This is a genomic window from Allobosea sp. P1_A7 (assembly GCF_056406775.1).
Genome location: NZ_JBFTZN010000117.1, coordinates 1 through 16,465, shown reverse-complemented (window position 1 = coordinate 16,465; position 16,465 = coordinate 1). Strand labels below are relative to the sequence as shown.

The window sequence follows — 16,465 nt, the reverse complement described above, 5'->3', positions numbered from 1 at the left end:
GTCTCGGTTTCGCCGCAGCCGGGCTTTCTGCACCAGTTCTCGACGCTGGATACGCTCGGGCTCGACCGGCCGGAAACGAAATGCAGATTGTAGGAGAGTAAGTCAGAGCCTGAAGCCAATCGCGTCCTGGTTTTTCGACATCATCATCGGAAACGGAACACCATGCGGCTCACATCATTTCTTTCGGCGGGCGCGCTTTTACTGCTCGGATCCACAGCCAACGCCTACACGGTGTTCGTCTCCAATGAAAAGGACAACACCGTCAGCGTCATCGACAGCACGACGCTGGAAGTGACCAAGACCATCAAGGTCGGTCAACGTCCGCGCGGGGTCGTGCTGGCCCGGAACGGCGAGTGGCTGCTGATCTGCGCGAGCGACGACAATGTCGTGCAGGTCTTCGACACCAAGACCCTGGAATTCGTCAAGAATCTGCCCTCGGGTCCTGACCCGGAGCTCTTCACCCTGCATCCGAAAGGCAACCCGCTCTATATCGCCAACGAGGACGACAATATCGTCACCGTCGTCGATATCGAGAAGGGCTCGGTCCTGTCGGAAATCCCCGTCGGTGTCGAGCCCGAGGGCATGGGCATCAGCCCTGACGGGACCATTCTCGTCAACACCTCCGAAACGACGAACATGGCGCATTTCATCGACACGGGAAGCAATAAGACGACCGACCATGTCCTGGTCGACGCCCGCCCGCGCTATGCGCAGTTCACGCCGGACGGATCGCAGGTCTGGGTCAGCTCCGAGATCGGCGGCACGGTCAGCGTCATCGACGTCAAGACGCGCAAGCCCGTCGGCAAGGTGTCGTTCCAGATCAATGGCGTCAACGCCGACGCCATCCAGCCCGTCGGCATCCGGATCACCAGGGATGGCAAAACAGCCTTCGTCGCGCTCGGGCCGGCCAACCGCGTCGCCGTCGTCGATACCGCAACCCTGAAAGTGGAGCGCTATCTCCTGGTCGGGCAGCGCGTCTGGCAGCTCGCCTTCACGCCCGACGAGAAGCTGCTCTTCACGACGAACGGCACATCGAACGACGTCTCGATCATCGATGTCGAGAAACTGCGTGTCACCAAGTCAGTGAAGGTAGGACGCTACCCCTGGGGTGTCGCCATCGCCCCATTTTGATCAGCGCGCGCCTCGGCACGCAGAAGGCCAAGAGTCGTTCGGAGGAGAGCATGAAGGCTTGCATCGTTGCTCCATCTTTGGCTAACGCGGCGCGGATCATCGTCACGTGAACGCAGCATTCGACGATCGGCGGGTCGGCATGGCGCTCTCGGTCGCCGGGGTCAGCCATGCCTTCGGCGAGCGGCGTGCCCTCGTCGATGTGTCGCTGGAGGTTCCGGCCGGTTCGTTCACCGTTCTGCTCGGCCTCAACGGCGCGGGTAAATCGACGCTGTTTGCGCTGATCACGCGGCTCTATGACAATGTCAGCGGCGAGATCCGGGTCTTCGGCAATGATGTGCGTCGCGCCCCGTCGGCAGCGCTGCGGCAGATCGGCGTGGTGTTCCAGAGCCGCTCGCTCGATGCCGACCTGAGCCTGCTGCAAAACCTCGCCTATCATGCGGCGCTGCATGGTTTCGGTCTCGCCGCGGCGCGGGCGCGCGCCATGGAACTGCTCGACATCATCGGGCTCTCCGACAAGGCACGCGACAAGGTGCGTGCGCTGTCGGGCGGCCAGGCGCGCAGGGTCGAGATCGCGCGTGCCCTGCTGCACGAGCCGCGTTGCCTTCTGCTCGATGAAGCCACCGTCGGCCTCGATATCGGAGCGCGCGAGGGCATCATCGCCCTGGTGCGCGATCTCGTCGCCAGCCAGGGGCTCGGCGTCCTGTGGGCGACTCATCTGATCGACGAGGTCGCGCCGAGCGATCGCATCGTCATCCTGCACAAGGGCCGGGTTCTGTTTGCCGGCGATCACGACAACCTGCTCGCCATGACGGGCACGGCAACGATACGCGAGGCATTCACGACGATGACGGGCTCTGCGGCTGCCAATCCTGCCGGCACGGTGGCGGCATGAAGACCATCCCGCTGGATCATGCGCCACCGACACTGGCGGACGCGCCGGAGCGCTCGGGCTTCTCTGGTTATCTCGCCTGCTTCAACGGCATCGTCTGGCGCGAGATGCTGCGCTTCATCCATCAGCGCGAACGCTTCCTCTCCGCGTTGGTGCGGCCGCTCGTCTGGCTCTTCATCTTCGCCGCCGGCTTTCGCCAGGTTCTCGGCGTCTCGATCATCCCGCCCTATGAAACCTATGTCCTCTACGAGGTCTTCGTGACGCCGGGCCTGATCGGCATGATCCTGCTCTTCAATGCCATGCAGTCCTCGCTCTCGATGGTCTATGACCGCGAAACCGGCACGATGCGAACCTYGCTCGTCAGCCCGTTTCCGCGCTGGTTCCTGCTGACATCGAAGCTGATCGGCGGCGGCGCGGTGGCGCTGCTGCAGGTCTATGTCTTTCTGCTGATCGCCTATTTCTGGGAAATCGAGCCGCCCTTGCTCGGCTACCTCACGGTGCTGCCGGCCTTGTTCCTGGCGAGCCTGATGCTGGGCGCGCTCGCCCTGTTCATGTCGTCGATCATCAAGCAGTTGGAGAACTTCGCCGGGGTCATGAACTTCGTGATCTTCCCGATGTTCTTTGCCTCGTCCGCGCTCTATCCGCTGTGGCGCATCCGGGAATCGAGCCCGCTGCTCTATGAGATCTGCCGCTTCAATCCCTTCACCCATGCGGTCGAACTGATCCGCTTCGCCCTCTACGCGCAGATTGATCCTGTCTCGCTTGCGGCGGTGCTGGGTTTTACCGCCGTCTTTCTCGCTGCCGCCATTTACGCCTATAATCCATCGAAGGGTTTGCTGGGTCGGCGTGGTGCTCCCGGAGGCACGGCATGACGTTCCCGAGAGGTCTTGTCCCGAGCCAACGCCTGATCCGCACGAGGCTCAGGATCGCCTGCGGCGCGGCCCTGTTCGCGGGCATGTTCGCAGCCTTGCCGGCGCGCCCGGACGAACCGGAATGGCCCTGCGTGCAGCGCAGGGTCGCGACGCTCACTGCGGCGCAGATGTGGGATGGCCCCGATGTCGAGGCGCTCACCGGCTGGCAGGACGACGCGGAGATGGAGCGCCTGATCAAGGCACTCGTCAGCCGCGCCAACCCGATGGAGCAAGCAAGCGAGAGCCTGGCGCAATGGGCCAAGGCCCAGCCGGACTCAAGCCGGGACGAGAAGCTGAAAATGCTGTTCGCCGGCGTGTTGAAGACCATCAATGACGACCGCGCCATCGTGCTCGCAGGGATCGGCCGGTTTCAGCATCGGCAAAGGCAGCTCGCCGAGCGGATCCAGGAGCAGGGAGCGGCGCTGGGTGCGCTGCGCGCCAAGGCGGCGCTGGACGAGAAGGCCAAGGCGGAGCTCACCGTGGCGGAGGACAGGTACAAGTGGGATACGCGGTTCTTCGCCGAGAGGCAGGAATCTCTGCCCCTCGCCTGCGAGATACCCGTGCAGATCGAGCAGCGCGCCTTCGATCTCGCCCGCGAAATCCGGGCGCTGATGAAGGATTGACGCCGCCTCGCCGCGGCCACGGCACTTCGGTGCCGGGCGCTTCGGTCCGGCGCGGGTCTCATAGCCCCGGCGCAATCTCGACGAGCGGAAGCAGCGCCTCGCCCCAGCCATCGCTGCCGTCGGGAAACCAGATGACATTGCTGTACCCCCAAGAGACGGCGCGCTTGGCTGCGTTCCAGGACATCCAGCAATCCTTCAGGCAGAAGAAGACCAGCGTTTTCGCCTTGTCGCCGCCGGTGAGCGTCGCGAGCTGCGCCTGGAAGGCCTGCAGCAACGGTTCGGGGATGACGCCATAGCCGGTATTGGCCAGCCAGACCGCGCCCGGAATGCTGCGATGCGGCGCCTCGCGCCAGACCATGTTCGCCGGCAGGTTGTCGGGTTTCACGGGGCGTGGCAGGACATCGATGAAGACGGCTGATTTCCCGCGCCACAGCAGCTCTGSTGCCCGTGTGTCGATGACGCGGGCGCCCTGGAGCATCGCTGGAACCGGCGCGCGATAATTCTCGGTACGATAGCCTGGGGGTTCGTCCGGGACGGCCCACGCCAGGCCGCCGGCCGCTGACCCCGCCGCCAGCCAGAGTGCCAACAGGGCAGTGCCGCGCCACATGGTCAGCGCCGCGGCGCTGTGATCGGCACCGTGTCCTCGTCCAGCAGCGGCACGCCGAAATCCAGCAGGATCGCATCGATATCGCCCTGCCTCCTGGCGATGATCTCGTTCAACTTGCGTTTCCAGTCATCCTCCTGATGACGCACGCCGAAGGTGATCCGATAGGCCATGCGCGGCCCCATCGTTTCCCTCAGCAGCGGCGTCACGGTCAGCTTTTCGCCGCCGCGGCTGGCGAAATAGCCGCCGATCGGCCCCCACAGGATTCCGGCATCGATCTCTCCGGAACGGATATCGGCGATCATGCGCTCCGCGGGAGAGTCGAAGCGCCGGTCGACCGTCAGCGGATAGGGCCTTGCCTTCTGCATCAGGCCGAGCATCGCCATGATGTTCCCGGGCGGTGTGCCGGCGACGATGCCGATGCGCTTGTCCTTCAACCGCTCGTCGGCAAGCGTAACGACGCCGTCGAGCCTCTGCCCCRGCCGATGAACCAGGACATAGCTCGAGCGGTAATAATGGTTGCTGTTGAGGACGAGATCGTCGCCCTGCGCGTAACCGATGATCAGGTCGCAGCGCTTTGCGAACAGCGTCTGGCGCACAAATCCCGTCGCCTGCGGAAACCAAGTGTATTCGAGCGGAAGCTTCAAATCATCCGCGACGAGTTCGGCGATCTTGTTCTCAAAGCCCTGCCCCGCCTCGTTCGAGAAGGGCAAATTGGCCGGGTCGCTGCAGACGCGGAGGACTTCGTGATTGACCAGATCGGCACGGCCGGTCTCGGCGGCGTGGCTGGCGCCCCCCGCGGCGAAGAGGAGGATCGCGCAGCAGATCAGCCAGCGAAAGACATCAGCGGGCCGCCATGCCCGCACTGGTGGCCGGGTGGTGGCAGGGCCGGACACGCAGCTGCTGCGCAGCCGTCCGGGCCTCGCTCTAGGAGCCCATGCAGGTCTTTTCATTTTGGACGGCCGTCTCCGGCTTTTCGACGGCGCGTTCCGGACGCGTGCCCCGCGGCAGCACACCATCGGCGCGCGCCTTGAGATAAACGTAGATGTCGTCGAGATAGCACATGACATTGGCGTTATCGCCGAGCGCCGGCATGACGCTCGTCTTGTCGGGGCGCGTGATCGTGCGCCCGCCAGCCACCACTTCCGTGAAGTCAGTATATTTCATGGTTTTCAGGGACCCGACCAGGGCCGGGGCATAGCTCGACCCTTCCCCCTCCGGCCCGTGACAGACATGGCATTCCGAATGGTACCGCCGGAAGCCGGAGTAGGTATACCAGTCGACCTTGCCGTCAGCCGTGATGTTGTAGGTCGGCGTGCCGTCCTCCAGCGTCCATTTTCCATCCTGTTCGGTCTTTGCCGGCTTGTCCTGCGACGACCCGCCGGTCGCCGGCAACAACACGGCCAAAAGAGCGAAACCTGCAAGTGCGAAGCCGATGCCGAAATGTTTCACTTTCAGCCTCTCCGGTAGCCGCTGCATCGTCGATTGTCGGCCGTGACAGCCGGGGCGGGCATCAAAAAGGCCGGCGCAACCTGTTCAGCCGCGCCGGCCATCCGTCACGCGCCGATCATGGCAGCGTGAAGACCGTTAACACACCACCGAGCGCGGTGTAGTCGCGCAGCGCGGCATAGCCGCCGACTGCGCCGAGACCGTCGGTCGGATTGGTCAAACCGGCAGCGAGACCGATCCCGGCCCAGCCACCGATGCCGGACAAGACCGCGACCTGCTGCTTGCCCTTGTGGGTATAGGTCATGACGTTGCCGATGATGCCCGACGGCGTCTTGAACTTGAACAGTTCCTTGCCGTCCTTCTCGTCAACCGCCTTCAGGTAACCTTCCAGCGTGCCGTAGAAGACCACCCCGCCTGCGGTCGCGAGCGCACCCGACCAGACCGAGAACTGCTCCGGAACCGACCAGACGATCTTGCCCTGGCCTGCATCCCAGGCGACGAAATTGCCCATGCCGCCATGGCTGCCGGGTGCCGGATACATCGAGAGGGTTGCGCCGACATAGGGTTGGCCGGCCGTATAGGACACGCGGAACGGCTCGTAATCCATGCAGACATGGTTCGTCGGCACGTAGAACAGACCCGTCCGCGGCGAATAGGCGGCCGGTTGCTGGTCCTTGGAGCCCAGCGCCGCCGGGCAGACGCCCTTCGTGTTCTTGTCCTGGCCGGTCTGGAATGTCGACATGGCCGACACGACCTGCGGACGGCCATATTGCGGGCTGTTCTTGTCCATCACGACCCCGGTCGTCCAGTTGACCTTCGGGTCGAATTTCTGGGCGACGAGCAATTCACCGGTGACACGATCGAGCGTGTAGCCAAGCCCGTTGCGGTCGAAATGAACGAGCGCCTTACGGGGCTGGCCGCCAACCGGGATATCGGCGAGGATCATCTCGTTGACGCCGTCATAGTCCCACTCATCGAATGGCGTCATCTGGTAGGCCCATTTCGCGACGCCGGTGTCGGCATCACGGGCAAAGATCGACATGGTCCATTTCTGGTCGATCGGCTTGCCGTCGGCGCCGGCGCGCTGCACCGGGTTCCAGGTCGAGGGATTGGCGGTGCCGTAGAAGAACAGGTTGGTTTCCGGATCATAGGAATACCAGCCCCAGCTCGAGCCGCCGCCGATCTTCCACTGATCGCCCGTCCAGGTCTTCAGCGAGGAATCCTTGCCGACCGGCTTGCCGAGCGACGTGGTTTTCTCAGGATCGATCATCATCTCGCTGTCGGGGCCGGTCGAATAGGCCCGCCAGAGCTGCTTGCCTGTCTTCATGTCGTAGGCGGTGACATGTCCCCGCACGCCGAATTCCGCTCCGGAAATGCCGACGATGACCTTGTCCTTCACCGGCAGGACAGTGGCCGTATTGGTCTCGCCCTTCTTCGGATCGCCGTTGACGACCTTCCAGATTTCCTTGCCGGTCTTGGCATCGAGCGCCACCACCGTGGTGTCGGCCTGATGCAGGAAGATCATGCCGTCCGCATAGGCGACACCGCGATAGACCGTATCGCAGCACATCACCGGAATGACCGACGGGTCCTGCTTGGGCTCGTATTTCCAGAGGATCTTGCCGTCCTGATCCAGATCGAGCGCATAGACGATGTTTGGAAACGGCGTGTGGACATACATCGTGCTGCCGATGACCAGGGGCGCGCCTTCATGGCCGCGCAGCACGCCGGTCGAGAAGGTCCACGCCACCTTCAGATTCTTGACGTTGTCTCGATTGATCTGGTCGAGCTTGGAATAACGCGTATTCGCGTAGTCGCCAGTCTGGATGGCCCATTGGTTTGGATCAGATGTCTGCTTGATCACATCAGAATTAGCCAGCGCGAGCGCTGGAAAGGCCACGGTCGTCAACAAAGCTGTCGATTGTATAAGCTTGCGCATGACGTTCCTCCTGGCGTTTTTTGTCTGCTGCGATAGCGCTCCATAGCGTGGTCACGGCTGAACACCCGAAGCGTCCAGGCGTTTCGGCATGCGTTCAGGCTACGACTGCATCAACGCCAAYCGGGCGTCAGTCATAGAAGCCGATTTCTACCGGTGCATGTGTAAGCCCTTTTTCGATGACGGACAAGATCGCAGCAAGATTCCATCCCCTCCAATCCTACAAAATTACGCCCAAACACGATCTGGACACGCGCCAACACGTCACGATTACTGACCTACGCAAATGCAATCGCAATGAATGCTGCATCGCACAATTCAGGGAGGAGACAGATCAACTTGAGACACGGCACGACCTAAGCGCGAAATGGCACTGCCTTCTTCCGCATGCTAAGAGAGCGGATGGCCGCCGCTGCCCTGCCATCGCGCCCGGATCTGCGATCTTCGCTGCGCGCCCTCAATCGGCGGCCATGTGCAAGACGGGGCCGGCGCATCCGGGCTGTGCTGGGAGCGATGCTCTGTCTCGCACTGGCACTGCCTGGCCGTGAAGGCGGACCCGTTTCCCCGGCGGCGGCCCAGACAACCCCGGCAGCCCTGCCCTTGAGCGTCACCGAGATCGCGCCTGGCGTTTTCGTGCATCAGGGCGCTTATGCGCTCTTTGCGCCGTCAAATCGGGGCGACATCGCCAACCTGTCCTTCGTGATCGGTCGCGATGCCGTCGCCGTGATCGACACCGGCGGCAGCCTGGCCATCGGGCAGGCGCTGCGCGCCGCGATCCGGACGGTGACCGACAAGCCCATTCGCTACGTGATCAACACGCATATGCATCCCGACCATCTGTTCGGGAACGCCGCCTTTGCCGATGACCGGCCGGAATTCATCGCCCATCACAAACTGGCGCGTGCCTTGGCCGCGCGGGCCAAGCGCTACCTTGCCCTCAACGCGCAACTGCTCGGTCCGGACGCCTTTGCCGGCACCCGCCTGATCGCGCCGACGCGTGCCGTCGAGGACCAGTCGGTCATCGATCTCGGCGAACGCGAGCTCATCCTCGAAGCGCAACCGACGGCGCATACCGACAACGACCTGACCGTTCGGGATACGGCCTCGGGAACACTCTTTCTCGGCGACCTGCTCTTCATGCGGCATGTCCCGGCCCTCGACGGATCGATCCGCGGCTGGCTGGCGCTGATCAGCCGCCTCGAACAGGTCGCGGCAAAGCGTGTCGTGCCCGGCCATGGGCCACCGGCGGCGGCCTGGCCCGAGGCCGTGCAACCGCAGAAGCAGTACCTGCAAAGAATTTCCGCGGATGTGCGGCGCATGATAAAAGAGGGACGATCGATTGCCGAGGCCGCCGCGACCGCCGGGCTCTCCGAGAAGGAGAGCTGGCTCCTGTTCGACGAGTTCAACGCCCGCAATGTCACGGCCGCGTTTGCCGAGCTTGAATGGGAGTGATCGCAGCGCCGCCAGCCTGAACCGGAGGATGCCATGACTGAGCTCATCGCACGCCGCAGCGTCCTTTATCTTGTCGGCGCCATGGTCACGGGCCTGCCGGTTACGCTGGCGCGGGCCGAGGACGATCCCTGGCCCGGCCTCCACCAGGACGTGTTCCAGAACCGGCCGATCAGCGAGGAGGACGGGCTGGTGACGCTGGAAGCGCCCGTGCGCGCCGAAGACGCGGCCCTGGTTCCGCTGACCGTGAAAATCGACCGCGACAAGGCATCGGCCCCGCTCACACTGACCTTGCTGATCGACAAGAACCCGGCGCCGGTTGCCGCCACCTTCTTCTTTGGCGAGGGCTCGGGCGAGATCATGCTGTCGACGCGCGTACGGATCGACGCCTATTCGAATGTGCGCGCCGTGGTCGAAACCAGCACCGGGGCGCTGCACATGACCACCAAATATGTGAAGGCATCCGGCGGCTGCTCGGCGCCGGCACCGAAGGATGCCGAGCTCGCCGAGGCCGAACTCGGCAAGATGCAGCTGCGGCAATTCGAGGCAAGCCTCCCGGCCTCGACCTCCCGCGAGGCGCAATTGATGATCCGGCACCCGAATTATTCCGGGATGCAGATGAACCAGCWGACCGGCTACTACATCCCGGCGAAATTCATCACGGATGTCGAGGTAAAGCGCGGCGATGCGCTCGTCTTCCGCATGGAGGGCGGCATCTCGCTAAGCGCGGACCCCAATATCCGCTTCACCTTCCGGTCGACAGGTCCTGATGATGTGCTCACCGCGGTCGCGAAGGATACGGACGGCCGCGTGCTGCACGGCAGCTGGCCGGTCAAGAGCGGAAAGGAAAGCTGATCACGCAGCCCTATAACCCAGCCAGACGCGCCCGCAGGACAGCCGCGCTTGTCGCGCTCTGCCTGTTCTGCACGCCCATGCCGGCGGTCGCCGAAGCCAAGCTGACCGTTCGCGAGGTTACGCAGCGATTGTTCCAGCTCGCGCCCGGCGCGCGTGCCGATCTCGGCGGACAGGATTTGCGCGGCCTCGATCTGAGCGGCCTCGATTTCCGGCGGGCGCGGCTCGCCGGCAGCGATCTCTTTGGCGCCGATCTGGTTCGTGCCGATCTTTCTGGAACCGATCTGCACGGTGCCCGGCTCGACCGGGCGGTGATCATCGGCACCGATTTCAGCGGCGCCGACCTCTCCGACGCGACCCTGCTGCTGCCCAGCGCCGTTTCGAGCCTGTCCTATGATGCAAGCGAAGCGCCTCGCTTCCGGAACGCCAATCTTGCACGCGCCGTCATTGTCGCCCACCTGAGCGGCGCCGATATGCGCGGAGCCGACCTGACCGCAGCCGTCTTCAACTATGCGGATATGCGGGGAACGCTGATGACCACGCTACGCACCGAGCTCTTCGGCTGCGACCTGACAGGCGCGATCCTGCGCCATACCGACCTGACAGGCATCGTGCTGCGCTTTGCCAAATTGCGGCATGCCGATCTGACCGGGGCGATGCTGGTCAATGTCGATCTGTCCAAGGCCGACCTCACCGCCGCGGATCTGAGCGAAGCCGATCTGACCGGCGTCGATTTCGACGGTGCGATCCTGACCGGGGTGAAGGGCCTGGAGAGCGCCCGGGGCCTCGCCCTGGCGCATAATCTCGACAAGGCGGTAAGGTAGCTCAGTCGAACGCGTTGCGGAGCACATGCCGGTGCTGTTGCTCGATCGATCTGTTCGCCCTTTGCTTATCGCCCTCGCGGCCGCGCTGGTGATGCAGCCCGGCGCCCGGGACGGCAGCGCTGAATCGCGGGGAAGCGTCGATACCGCCCTCATCCTGGCAATCGACGTGTCGAATTCCGTCGATGCGCGGCGCTATCGGCTGCAGATCGACGGCATCGCGGACGCGCTCGATGCCCCCTCCGTGCAGGCGGCCATTCTCGGCGGGCCGCGCCAGGCGATCGCGATCAGCGTCATCCTCTGGGCCGACAAGCCTAGCTTCTCGATTCCGTGGGTCAGGGTCGCCAGCGCCGCCGATGCGCGGGCGCTGGCAGGCAAACTGCGCCGGCTCGCCCGGCAAGGCGGCGAATTCACCTGCGTGGCGCAGATGATGCGCTTCGTCGCCGACAAGATCACGCCGCAAATCCCGATGCGGGCGACGCGCGTCCTCCTGGATGTGTCGGGGGACGGACAAGAAAACTGCAACCCCGAGGCCGCCCCGATGCAGGTTCGCGATGAACTGGTCGCGATCGGCCTGACCATCAACGGGCTGCCGATCCTGGAAGGGAGCGAGGCTGAGACGCTCGCGCGCTGGTATGGCGAGAACGTCGTCGGCGGCCCCGGCGCCTTCGTGCTCCCGGCGCAGGGATTTGAGGATTTCGGGCGGGCCTTCCGGCAAAAATTCATCACCGAGATCAGCGCATGGCCCGCCGCTCCGGGCCGCCCGCCCTCGCGCCTTGCCGCGCATGAACAGCCCTGATCGGCCCTCGCCAGTGAGTTTCCGGACAGACGGCGGGCTCTGTTTGCAACAGGCTGCCGGCGGGTGTAGGCTCCCGGCGCCTACTCTTGAGAAGGCTGGCGACGATCTGGAGAAACCGATCATGCGCAAGTGGAAAAAACCCGCAATCATCGAAGTGACAGTCGGCTGCGAAGTGACGTCTTACGCTCCGGCACAGTTCTGAAGCGTCCGTTCTGAGTAACAGGCCGTCGACCCGGGAGCGGTTGCGGGCGCTGGCGCCCGGTTCCGCCGTCGGGGATGGCTGCCACGATGGGATTGTTGGTGTCCGTTCACGTGTCAGGCGGGAAGCCGTCGGGTGCGGTCGCAAGCGGCGTCTATTTGTGAGCATCGCGGATGGCGGGCTCATAGCCGCGCGTGCTGTGCCCTGCGCTTGCTGTCACACGATGGGCGGTCCGGCGCGCGCTCGACAGTGGAGGCGACGGGTTGAGGTGCCCCCCAGCCGTGGCGGCGTGGTCGCGGCAGGTCTGGCGTCGATCCCGCCATCGAGCCCCTGGCACCGATACGCTTGACGAACCTGAACGAGGCGCTGGCCCATGACTGCTGGCATTACGACCGCTGACGTCGCGAGCATCGTCCCGGTACTGCCCCGTGGCGTGCGCCTGCGCTTTGATGATAGCCGCCGGCAATGGTTCCTTCTCGGTCCCGAGCGCGTGTTCGAGCCCGATGAGATGGCGCTCGAGATCCTGCAGCGCATCGATGGGGTGAGTTGCGTCGAAACCATCGTCCAGGATCTGGCGACGACCTTCGACGCGGACCGGGACGAGATCGCCGCCGACGTCATGACGTTCCTGCGCGGCCTTGCCGATCAAAGGATGGTCGACCTGTGAGCGATGTCGAGACGCTTCCACAGACCCAGCCTGCTCGGCCCGAATTGCAGCCGCCGATGGGTTTGCTGGCGGAGTTGACGCATCGCTGTTCCCTGCGTTGCCCCTATTGCTCCAACCCGCTCGAGCTCGACAGGCGCTCGGGCGAACTCGCGACCTCCGAGTGGAAGCGGCTGATCGATGAGGCTGCCGCGCTCGGCGTGCTGCATATCTATTTCTCGGGCGGCGAGCCGATGCTGCGGCGCGACATCGCCGAACTGGTCGCATATGCGCATCAAGCCGGGCTCTATACCAACATGATCACCTCCGGCGTCGGCTTTCAGCCGGCCGTGCTGGACGCGGTCACTGAGGCGGGCCTCGACCATATCCAGCTTTCCATTCAGGCGATCGATGCCGAAACCTGCGATCGCGTTGCCGGTTACACGGGCGCGTGGCAGCGCAAGCATGAAGTCGCTGCCGCCATCGCCCGGCTCGGATTGCGGCTCACCGTCAATGCCGTCGTGCATCGGGACAACGTGCAGCAGATTCCGGCCTTCGTAGAGCTTGCGGAAGAATGGGGTGCTGCGCGCATCGAGATCGCGCATGTGCAGTATTACGGCTGGGGCCTGGTCAACCGCGCCAGGTTGATGCCGACGCGCAAGCAGGTCGAAGCTGCGATGGTGGATGTCGAGGAGGCAAGAAGCCGCACGGCCGGGCGCCTCGTCATCGATTGCGTGCTGCCCGATTACTATGCCCGCTACCCGAAAGCCTGCATGGGCGGCTGGGGCACGCGGTTGATGAACATCACGCCGACAGGGCGCGCCCTGCCCTGTCATGCGGCCGAGACGATAGCGGGGCTGGTCTTCGACAATGTCCGCGACGCCAGCCTGTCGGAGATCTGGTATCGCGGCAGGGCGTTCAATGCCTTCCGCGGCACGGACTGGATGCAGGAGCCCTGCCGCAGCTGTGCGCGCAAGGAGCTGGATTTCGGTGGCTGCCGTTGCCAGGCCATGGCGCTGGCCGGCGACGCGGCCGCGACCGACCCTGCCTGCTCATTGTCGCCGCTGCATCGCGAGGTCGTTGCGCTGGCGGAAGCCGAAGCCGCCTCCGAGCGCAGCGATTTCATCTACCGGACCTATCAGGGCGTTTGACGCAACCGTCTCCAGGCGCCCCTCGCGTCAAATGTCCTTCTCATCCGCGCCGGCGCAGCGCCAGCGGACGACGCGCCAGTCGGGATGTTCGCCATTCCATTGCGCGACATAGGGCGCCGCGCTCTTCGCGCACTGGTTCGGCGAGACAGTGATCGCCAGCGGAATCCGCTCATTCCGGCAAATCGAGGGGTCCGTGACGAGGCAAACCGAAATGACGATCGCAAGCATCGACTGCTCCCCCACTTTTGCGTGGCCCAGCCCGTCCGACGACGAGGCAGACCGCGCGCCAGCCGCCATCGGAGAGGCTCATCCTACAGGTCTTTGACGGGAAATGCGAAGACCAACGGGCAGCGCATAGGGGAGGCTGCCGCGCTGGAGCATCTGCCTGAACCGCCAAGAGCGGATCATGCTTGTGATCAGCCTCGGGGACCGCTCGCAAGGCTGCCCCGTTCGACTGGCGGGGCGTGGCCGAAGCCCGCAGGATCACCGGCCTGCCTTTGGATGGCCGAAGGCGGCATGCCGTAGCGCTTCTTGAACAGATGGGTGAAATGCGAGGAGCTGCTGAAGCCCCAGGAAAAGGCGATATCGGTCAGGGTCTTGCCCGTTCGCGAACCGAACTCGAGCTCTTCCAGGCATTTCTCCAGACGCTCTTGCCAGATGTAGCTGGTGATCGTCGTGCCTTCATCGGCAAAGGACATGTGGAGATAGCGCTTCGTGCAATCCAAGGCCGACGAGAGCTGCTCGATGCCCAGGTCCGGATCGCTCAGGTTCTCGCGAATGAAGGCCTTGATCCGGGATGAAAGAGCCGCGCGCCCCGAGGTCCTGAAGGACGTTTGCGAAAGGAAGGGCATCAGCACGAGATCGAGCAAGGTGTCGGCGACCTGGACTTCGCAGCCCGCCGCCAGTGCCGGGGCCTCGTTAAAGGCGGACAGGACGAAATCATGGGCCAGGCGRCCCGCGCCTTCGCGAGCCGAAACCTGTTGCGCCAGGAGCGGATCGAGCGACACGCCACGTTGCTCCAGCAATTGCCGGGGTATGATGACGACATGATGCTTCGTCAGGGCCGCGCTCGTGATCACATGGGGCCTGGACACGTCGTAGATCAGACAGTCGCCGGGCGTGATGACGCAATGGCGGCCATCCTGCTCGAACAGCGAGGTGCCATCGGTCTGAAACAGCACCTTTATCGGGCGACCGCCCAGCTCAGTGCATGAAGCGGGGTGCGCGATCCGGTGTTGGCTGACCTCGATCTGGCAGAGCCGCAGCCGCCGGATCGTCGCATAATCGATATGCCCGTCGATCGTGCCGGCCCCGAAGGCATCGACGCGAAGCGGCCCGCATAGCGTGCCCAGCGCCTGAGCCCAGTACTCGGACCGCAGCGGAGCCGCTGTCGTGGCGGTGCTCAAGGATATGATCGCGTGGGTCATTGTCGCGCATTCCGCTTCGACCGTGCCACTCTACATCGCCGCCCCCTCACAAGGAATGGCCTTCGGCGCGTCCGGCCGGGGCGTGTCTTCGCGGGCAGACAAGGGATGCTTCCCTTTAGGGCAAGCGTCGCGAAGAGAAAAATACCACATTGCACGCCGGACATGCGCCATCAGACGCATGTAGAMGAGCACCGGATTTCCATGCGCGGGATCGAGGTGGTTCCAGACGCGTGATCATACCGGCGACAGGGAGGACGAAATCATGACCCAGACCGTTGCCATCCATCCCTCGATCGATCGCGGCCTCCCGCCGGCTTCCGCCGATTTCAAGGGCGGAACGCTCGTCTGCAAATRCACGGACCGCCCGGTAAAGGTCCGCGTCGACTCGCAATCGGCCCATAATCACGCCTGCGGCTGCACGAAATGCTGGAAGCCCAAGGGCGCGTTGTTTGCGATGGTCGCGGTGGCGCCGCGCAACAAGGTGACCGTGATCGAGAATGGCGACAAGCTCGCGATCGTCGATGAGTCCGCCACGATCCAGCGCCACGCCTGCAAGGGCTGCGGCGTCCATATGTACGGGCGCATCGAGAAGGCTGCCCATCCGTTCTACGGGCTTGATTTCGTTCATACCGAATTGTCGCCGGAAACCGGCTGGTCGCCCCCGGAATTTGCCGCCTTCGTTTCCTCGATCATCGAGTCGGGGGCCGATCCGGCCAATCAGGGCGCGGTACGCGCACGCCTGCGCGAAATTCGCCTCGAGCCCTATGATTGCCTCTCCCCGCCCCTGATGGATTTCATCTCCACCCATATCGCAAAGGCGTCGGGGGTTCTGAAATCCTGATCGGGATTGCTTGGGAGGGCCCGGGTCATGAAGACACGCGCAGCCGTCGCCTGGGAGGCGCGGAAGCCGCTGACCATCGAAACGGTCGAGATCGGCGGACCGAAGGCGGGCGAGGTCCTGGTCGAGGTGATGGCGACCGGCATCTGCCACACCGACGCCTACACGCTGTCGGGCATGGATTCGGAGGGCAAGTTCCCGGCGATCCTCGGCCATGAGGGCGCCGGCATCGTCCGCGAGGTCGGCGCCGGCGTGACCACGCTCAAGGTCGGCGACCACGTCATTCCGCTCTACACGCCGGAATGTCGGAATTGCAAAAGCTGCCTGTCACGCCGCACCAATCTCTGCACCGCGATCCGCGCGACGCAAGGCCAGGGCGTGATGCCGGACGGCACCTCGCGCTTCTCCTGCAACGGCGGCGAGGTCTTCCACTATATGGGCTGCTCGACCTTCGCGAATTTCACGGTGTTGCCGGAGATCGCCGTGGCTAAGGTCCGCGACGACGCGCCCTTCGACAAGATCTGCTATATCGGCTGCGGCGTGACGACGGGGATCGGCGCGGTGATCTACACCGCCAAGGTCTGGCCCGGCGCCAATGTCGTGGTCTTCGGGCTCGGCGGTATCGGCCTCAACGTCATCCAGGGCGCCCGCATGGTCGGCGCCGACAAGATCATCGGTGTCGACATCAATCCGGGCAAGCGCGCCATGGCCGAGAAATTCGGCATGACCGGGTTCATCAATCC

The 16,465-nt window shown here is 64.2% G+C and carries 19 protein-coding genes; 13 read left to right on the top strand and 6 right to left on the bottom strand.

Features of this window, described 5'->3' with window-relative positions; translation table 11 throughout:
• Window positions 1–162 precede the first annotated feature (162 nt).
• The 4 genes from AC1D34_RS20220 to AC1D34_RS20205 all read left to right on the top strand — a co-directional run bounded on the left by AC1D34_RS20220 (window position 163) and on the right by AC1D34_RS20205 (window position 3,554).
• The gene (locus AC1D34_RS20220) at window positions 163–1,131 is read left to right on the top strand and encodes a YVTN family beta-propeller repeat protein (protein ID WP_441493139.1); all 969 of its coding nucleotides are present in this window, start codon (window positions 163–165) and stop codon (window positions 1,129–1,131) included.
• 139 nt (window positions 1,132–1,270) lie between these two features.
• The gene (locus tag AC1D34_RS20215) at window positions 1,271–2,023 is read left to right on the top strand and encodes an ABC transporter ATP-binding protein (protein WP_441508435.1); all 753 of its coding nucleotides are present in this window, start codon (window positions 1,271–1,273) and stop codon (window positions 2,021–2,023) included.
• Complete coding sequence (locus tag AC1D34_RS20210) at window positions 2,020–2,892, top strand: ABC transporter permease (RefSeq protein ID WP_476825134.1); 873 nt, start codon at window positions 2,020–2,022, stop codon at window positions 2,890–2,892. Before AC1D34_RS20215 ends, AC1D34_RS20210 begins: the two co-directional genes overlap by 4 nt.
• A complete protein-coding gene (locus tag AC1D34_RS20205; RefSeq protein WP_441508416.1) occupies window positions 2,889–3,554 on the top strand; it encodes a hypothetical protein in 666 nt (221 codons plus the stop codon). Before AC1D34_RS20210 ends, AC1D34_RS20205 begins: the two co-directional genes overlap by 4 nt.
• A gap of 58 nt (window positions 3,555–3,612) precedes the next feature.
• On the opposite strand, the gene AC1D34_RS20200 is transcribed toward AC1D34_RS20205, so the two are convergent.
• The 4 genes from AC1D34_RS20200 to AC1D34_RS20185 all read right to left on the bottom strand — a co-directional run bounded on the left by AC1D34_RS20200 (window position 3,613) and on the right by AC1D34_RS20185 (window position 7,546).
• A complete protein-coding gene (locus AC1D34_RS20200) occupies window positions 3,613–4,161 on the bottom strand; it encodes a PQQ-dependent catabolism-associated CXXCW motif protein (protein WP_476825133.1) in 549 nt (182 codons plus the stop codon).
• A gap of 2 nt (window positions 4,162–4,163) precedes the next feature.
• Window positions 4,164–4,973, bottom strand: a complete 810-nt coding sequence (locus AC1D34_RS20195) for a substrate-binding domain-containing protein (protein WP_476825135.1) — start codon at window positions 4,971–4,973, stop codon at window positions 4,164–4,166.
• A 112-nt stretch (window positions 4,974–5,085) separates the two neighbouring features.
• The gene (locus tag AC1D34_RS20190) at window positions 5,086–5,610 is read right to left on the bottom strand and encodes a c-type cytochrome, methanol metabolism-related (protein WP_441493144.1); all 525 of its coding nucleotides are present in this window, start codon (window positions 5,608–5,610) and stop codon (window positions 5,086–5,088) included.
• Window positions 5,611–5,725: 115 nt separating this feature from the next.
• Window positions 5,726–7,546: a methanol/ethanol family PQQ-dependent dehydrogenase gene (locus AC1D34_RS20185; RefSeq protein ID WP_441508414.1), complete on the bottom strand. Its 1,821-nt coding sequence runs from the start codon at window positions 7,544–7,546 to the stop codon at window positions 5,726–5,728.
• A 510-nt stretch (window positions 7,547–8,056) separates the two neighbouring features.
• On the opposite strand from AC1D34_RS20185, the gene AC1D34_RS20180 reads away from it, so the two are divergent.
• The 7 genes from AC1D34_RS20180 (at window position 8,057) to pqqE (ending at window position 13,457) form a co-directional block, all read left to right on the top strand.
• On the top strand, window positions 8,057–8,995 hold the full coding sequence (locus AC1D34_RS20180) for a quinoprotein relay system zinc metallohydrolase 2 (RefSeq protein ID WP_441508413.1): 939 nt from the start codon (window positions 8,057–8,059) through the stop codon (window positions 8,993–8,995).
• Window positions 8,996–9,028: 33 nt separating this feature from the next.
• Window positions 9,029–9,847 carry a quinoprotein dehydrogenase-associated SoxYZ-like carrier gene (locus tag AC1D34_RS20175; protein WP_476825132.1) on the top strand — a complete coding sequence of 273 codons (819 nt, stop codon included), beginning with the start codon at window positions 9,029–9,031 and terminating at the stop codon, window positions 9,845–9,847.
• 77 nt (window positions 9,848–9,924) lie between these two features.
• Window positions 9,925–10,668, top strand: a complete 744-nt coding sequence (locus tag AC1D34_RS20170; RefSeq protein WP_441508412.1) for a pentapeptide repeat-containing protein — start codon at window positions 9,925–9,927, stop codon at window positions 10,666–10,668.
• Between the two features lie 61 nt (window positions 10,669–10,729).
• Complete coding sequence (locus tag AC1D34_RS20165; protein ID WP_441508411.1) at window positions 10,730–11,464, top strand: DUF1194 domain-containing protein; 735 nt, start codon at window positions 10,730–10,732, stop codon at window positions 11,462–11,464.
• A complete protein-coding gene (pqqA, locus tag AC1D34_RS20160) occupies window positions 11,451–11,666 on the top strand; it encodes a pyrroloquinoline quinone precursor peptide PqqA (RefSeq protein WP_441508410.1) in 216 nt (71 codons plus the stop codon). The genes AC1D34_RS20165 and pqqA overlap by 14 nt, the downstream gene beginning before the upstream one ends.
• A gap of 370 nt (window positions 11,667–12,036) precedes the next feature.
• Window positions 12,037–12,330 (top strand): pyrroloquinoline quinone biosynthesis peptide chaperone PqqD, encoded by a 294-nt coding sequence (pqqD, locus tag AC1D34_RS20155; RefSeq protein WP_441493150.1) that lies wholly within the window; start codon window positions 12,037–12,039, stop codon window positions 12,328–12,330.
• A 56-nt stretch (window positions 12,331–12,386) separates the two neighbouring features.
• Complete coding sequence (gene pqqE / locus AC1D34_RS20150) at window positions 12,387–13,457, top strand: pyrroloquinoline quinone biosynthesis protein PqqE (protein ID WP_441508433.1); 1,071 nt, start codon at window positions 12,387–12,389, stop codon at window positions 13,455–13,457.
• Window positions 13,458–13,484: 27 nt separating this feature from the next.
• Here the strand turns inward: pqqE and AC1D34_RS20145 are convergent, their stop codons facing one another.
• A complete protein-coding gene (locus tag AC1D34_RS20145; RefSeq protein WP_441493151.1) occupies window positions 13,485–13,685 on the bottom strand; it encodes a hypothetical protein in 201 nt (66 codons plus the stop codon).
• Between the two features lie 188 nt (window positions 13,686–13,873).
• Entirely contained in the window at window positions 13,874–14,884 is a 1,011-nt protein-coding gene (locus AC1D34_RS20140; protein ID WP_476770938.1) for an AraC-like ligand-binding domain-containing protein, read from the bottom strand.
• Window positions 14,885–15,146: 262 nt separating this feature from the next.
• On the opposite strand from AC1D34_RS20140, the gene gfa reads away from it, so the two are divergent.
• Window positions 15,147–15,725 carry an S-(hydroxymethyl)glutathione synthase gene (gene gfa, locus AC1D34_RS20135; protein ID WP_476825131.1) on the top strand — a complete coding sequence of 193 codons (579 nt, stop codon included), beginning with the start codon at window positions 15,147–15,149 and terminating at the stop codon, window positions 15,723–15,725.
• A gap of 27 nt (window positions 15,726–15,752) precedes the next feature.
• Window positions 15,753–16,465 (top strand): alcohol dehydrogenase catalytic domain-containing protein (locus tag AC1D34_RS20130; protein ID WP_476825130.1); only part of this gene is annotated, 713 nt, incomplete at its 3' end.

What these genes read in the sequence shown, in the direction of transcription:
- pqqA (WP_441508410.1), top strand. Translation starts at nt 11,451, where the DNA reads ATGAACAGCCCTGATCGGCCCTCGCCAGTGAGTTTCCGGACAGACGGC.
- pqqE (WP_441508433.1), top strand. Translation starts at nt 12,387, where the DNA reads ATGGGTTTGCTGGCGGAGTTGACGCATCGCTGTTCCCTGCGTTGCCCC.
- AC1D34_RS20220 (WP_441493139.1), top strand. Translation starts at nt 163, where the DNA reads ATGCGGCTCACATCATTTCTTTCGGCGGGCGCGCTTTTACTGCTCGGA.
- AC1D34_RS20180 (WP_441508413.1), top strand. Translation starts at nt 8,057, where the DNA reads ATGCTCTGTCTCGCACTGGCACTGCCTGGCCGTGAAGGCGGACCCGTT.
- pqqD (WP_441493150.1), top strand. Translation starts at nt 12,037, where the DNA reads ATGACTGCTGGCATTACGACCGCTGACGTCGCGAGCATCGTCCCGGTA.
- AC1D34_RS20205 (WP_441508416.1), top strand. Translation starts at nt 2,889, where the DNA reads ATGACGTTCCCGAGAGGTCTTGTCCCGAGCCAACGCCTGATCCGCACG.
- AC1D34_RS20215 (WP_441508435.1), top strand. Translation starts at nt 1,271, where the DNA reads ATGGCGCTCTCGGTCGCCGGGGTCAGCCATGCCTTCGGCGAGCGGCGT.
- AC1D34_RS20170 (WP_441508412.1), top strand. Translation starts at nt 9,925, where the DNA reads ATGCCGGCGGTCGCCGAAGCCAAGCTGACCGTTCGCGAGGTTACGCAG.
- AC1D34_RS20145 (WP_441493151.1), bottom strand. Translation starts at nt 13,685, where the DNA reads ATGCTTGCGATCGTCATTTCGGTTTGCCTCGTCACGGACCCCTCGATT.
- AC1D34_RS20185 (WP_441508414.1), bottom strand. Translation starts at nt 7,546, where the DNA reads ATGCGCAAGCTTATACAATCGACAGCTTTGTTGACGACCGTGGCCTTT.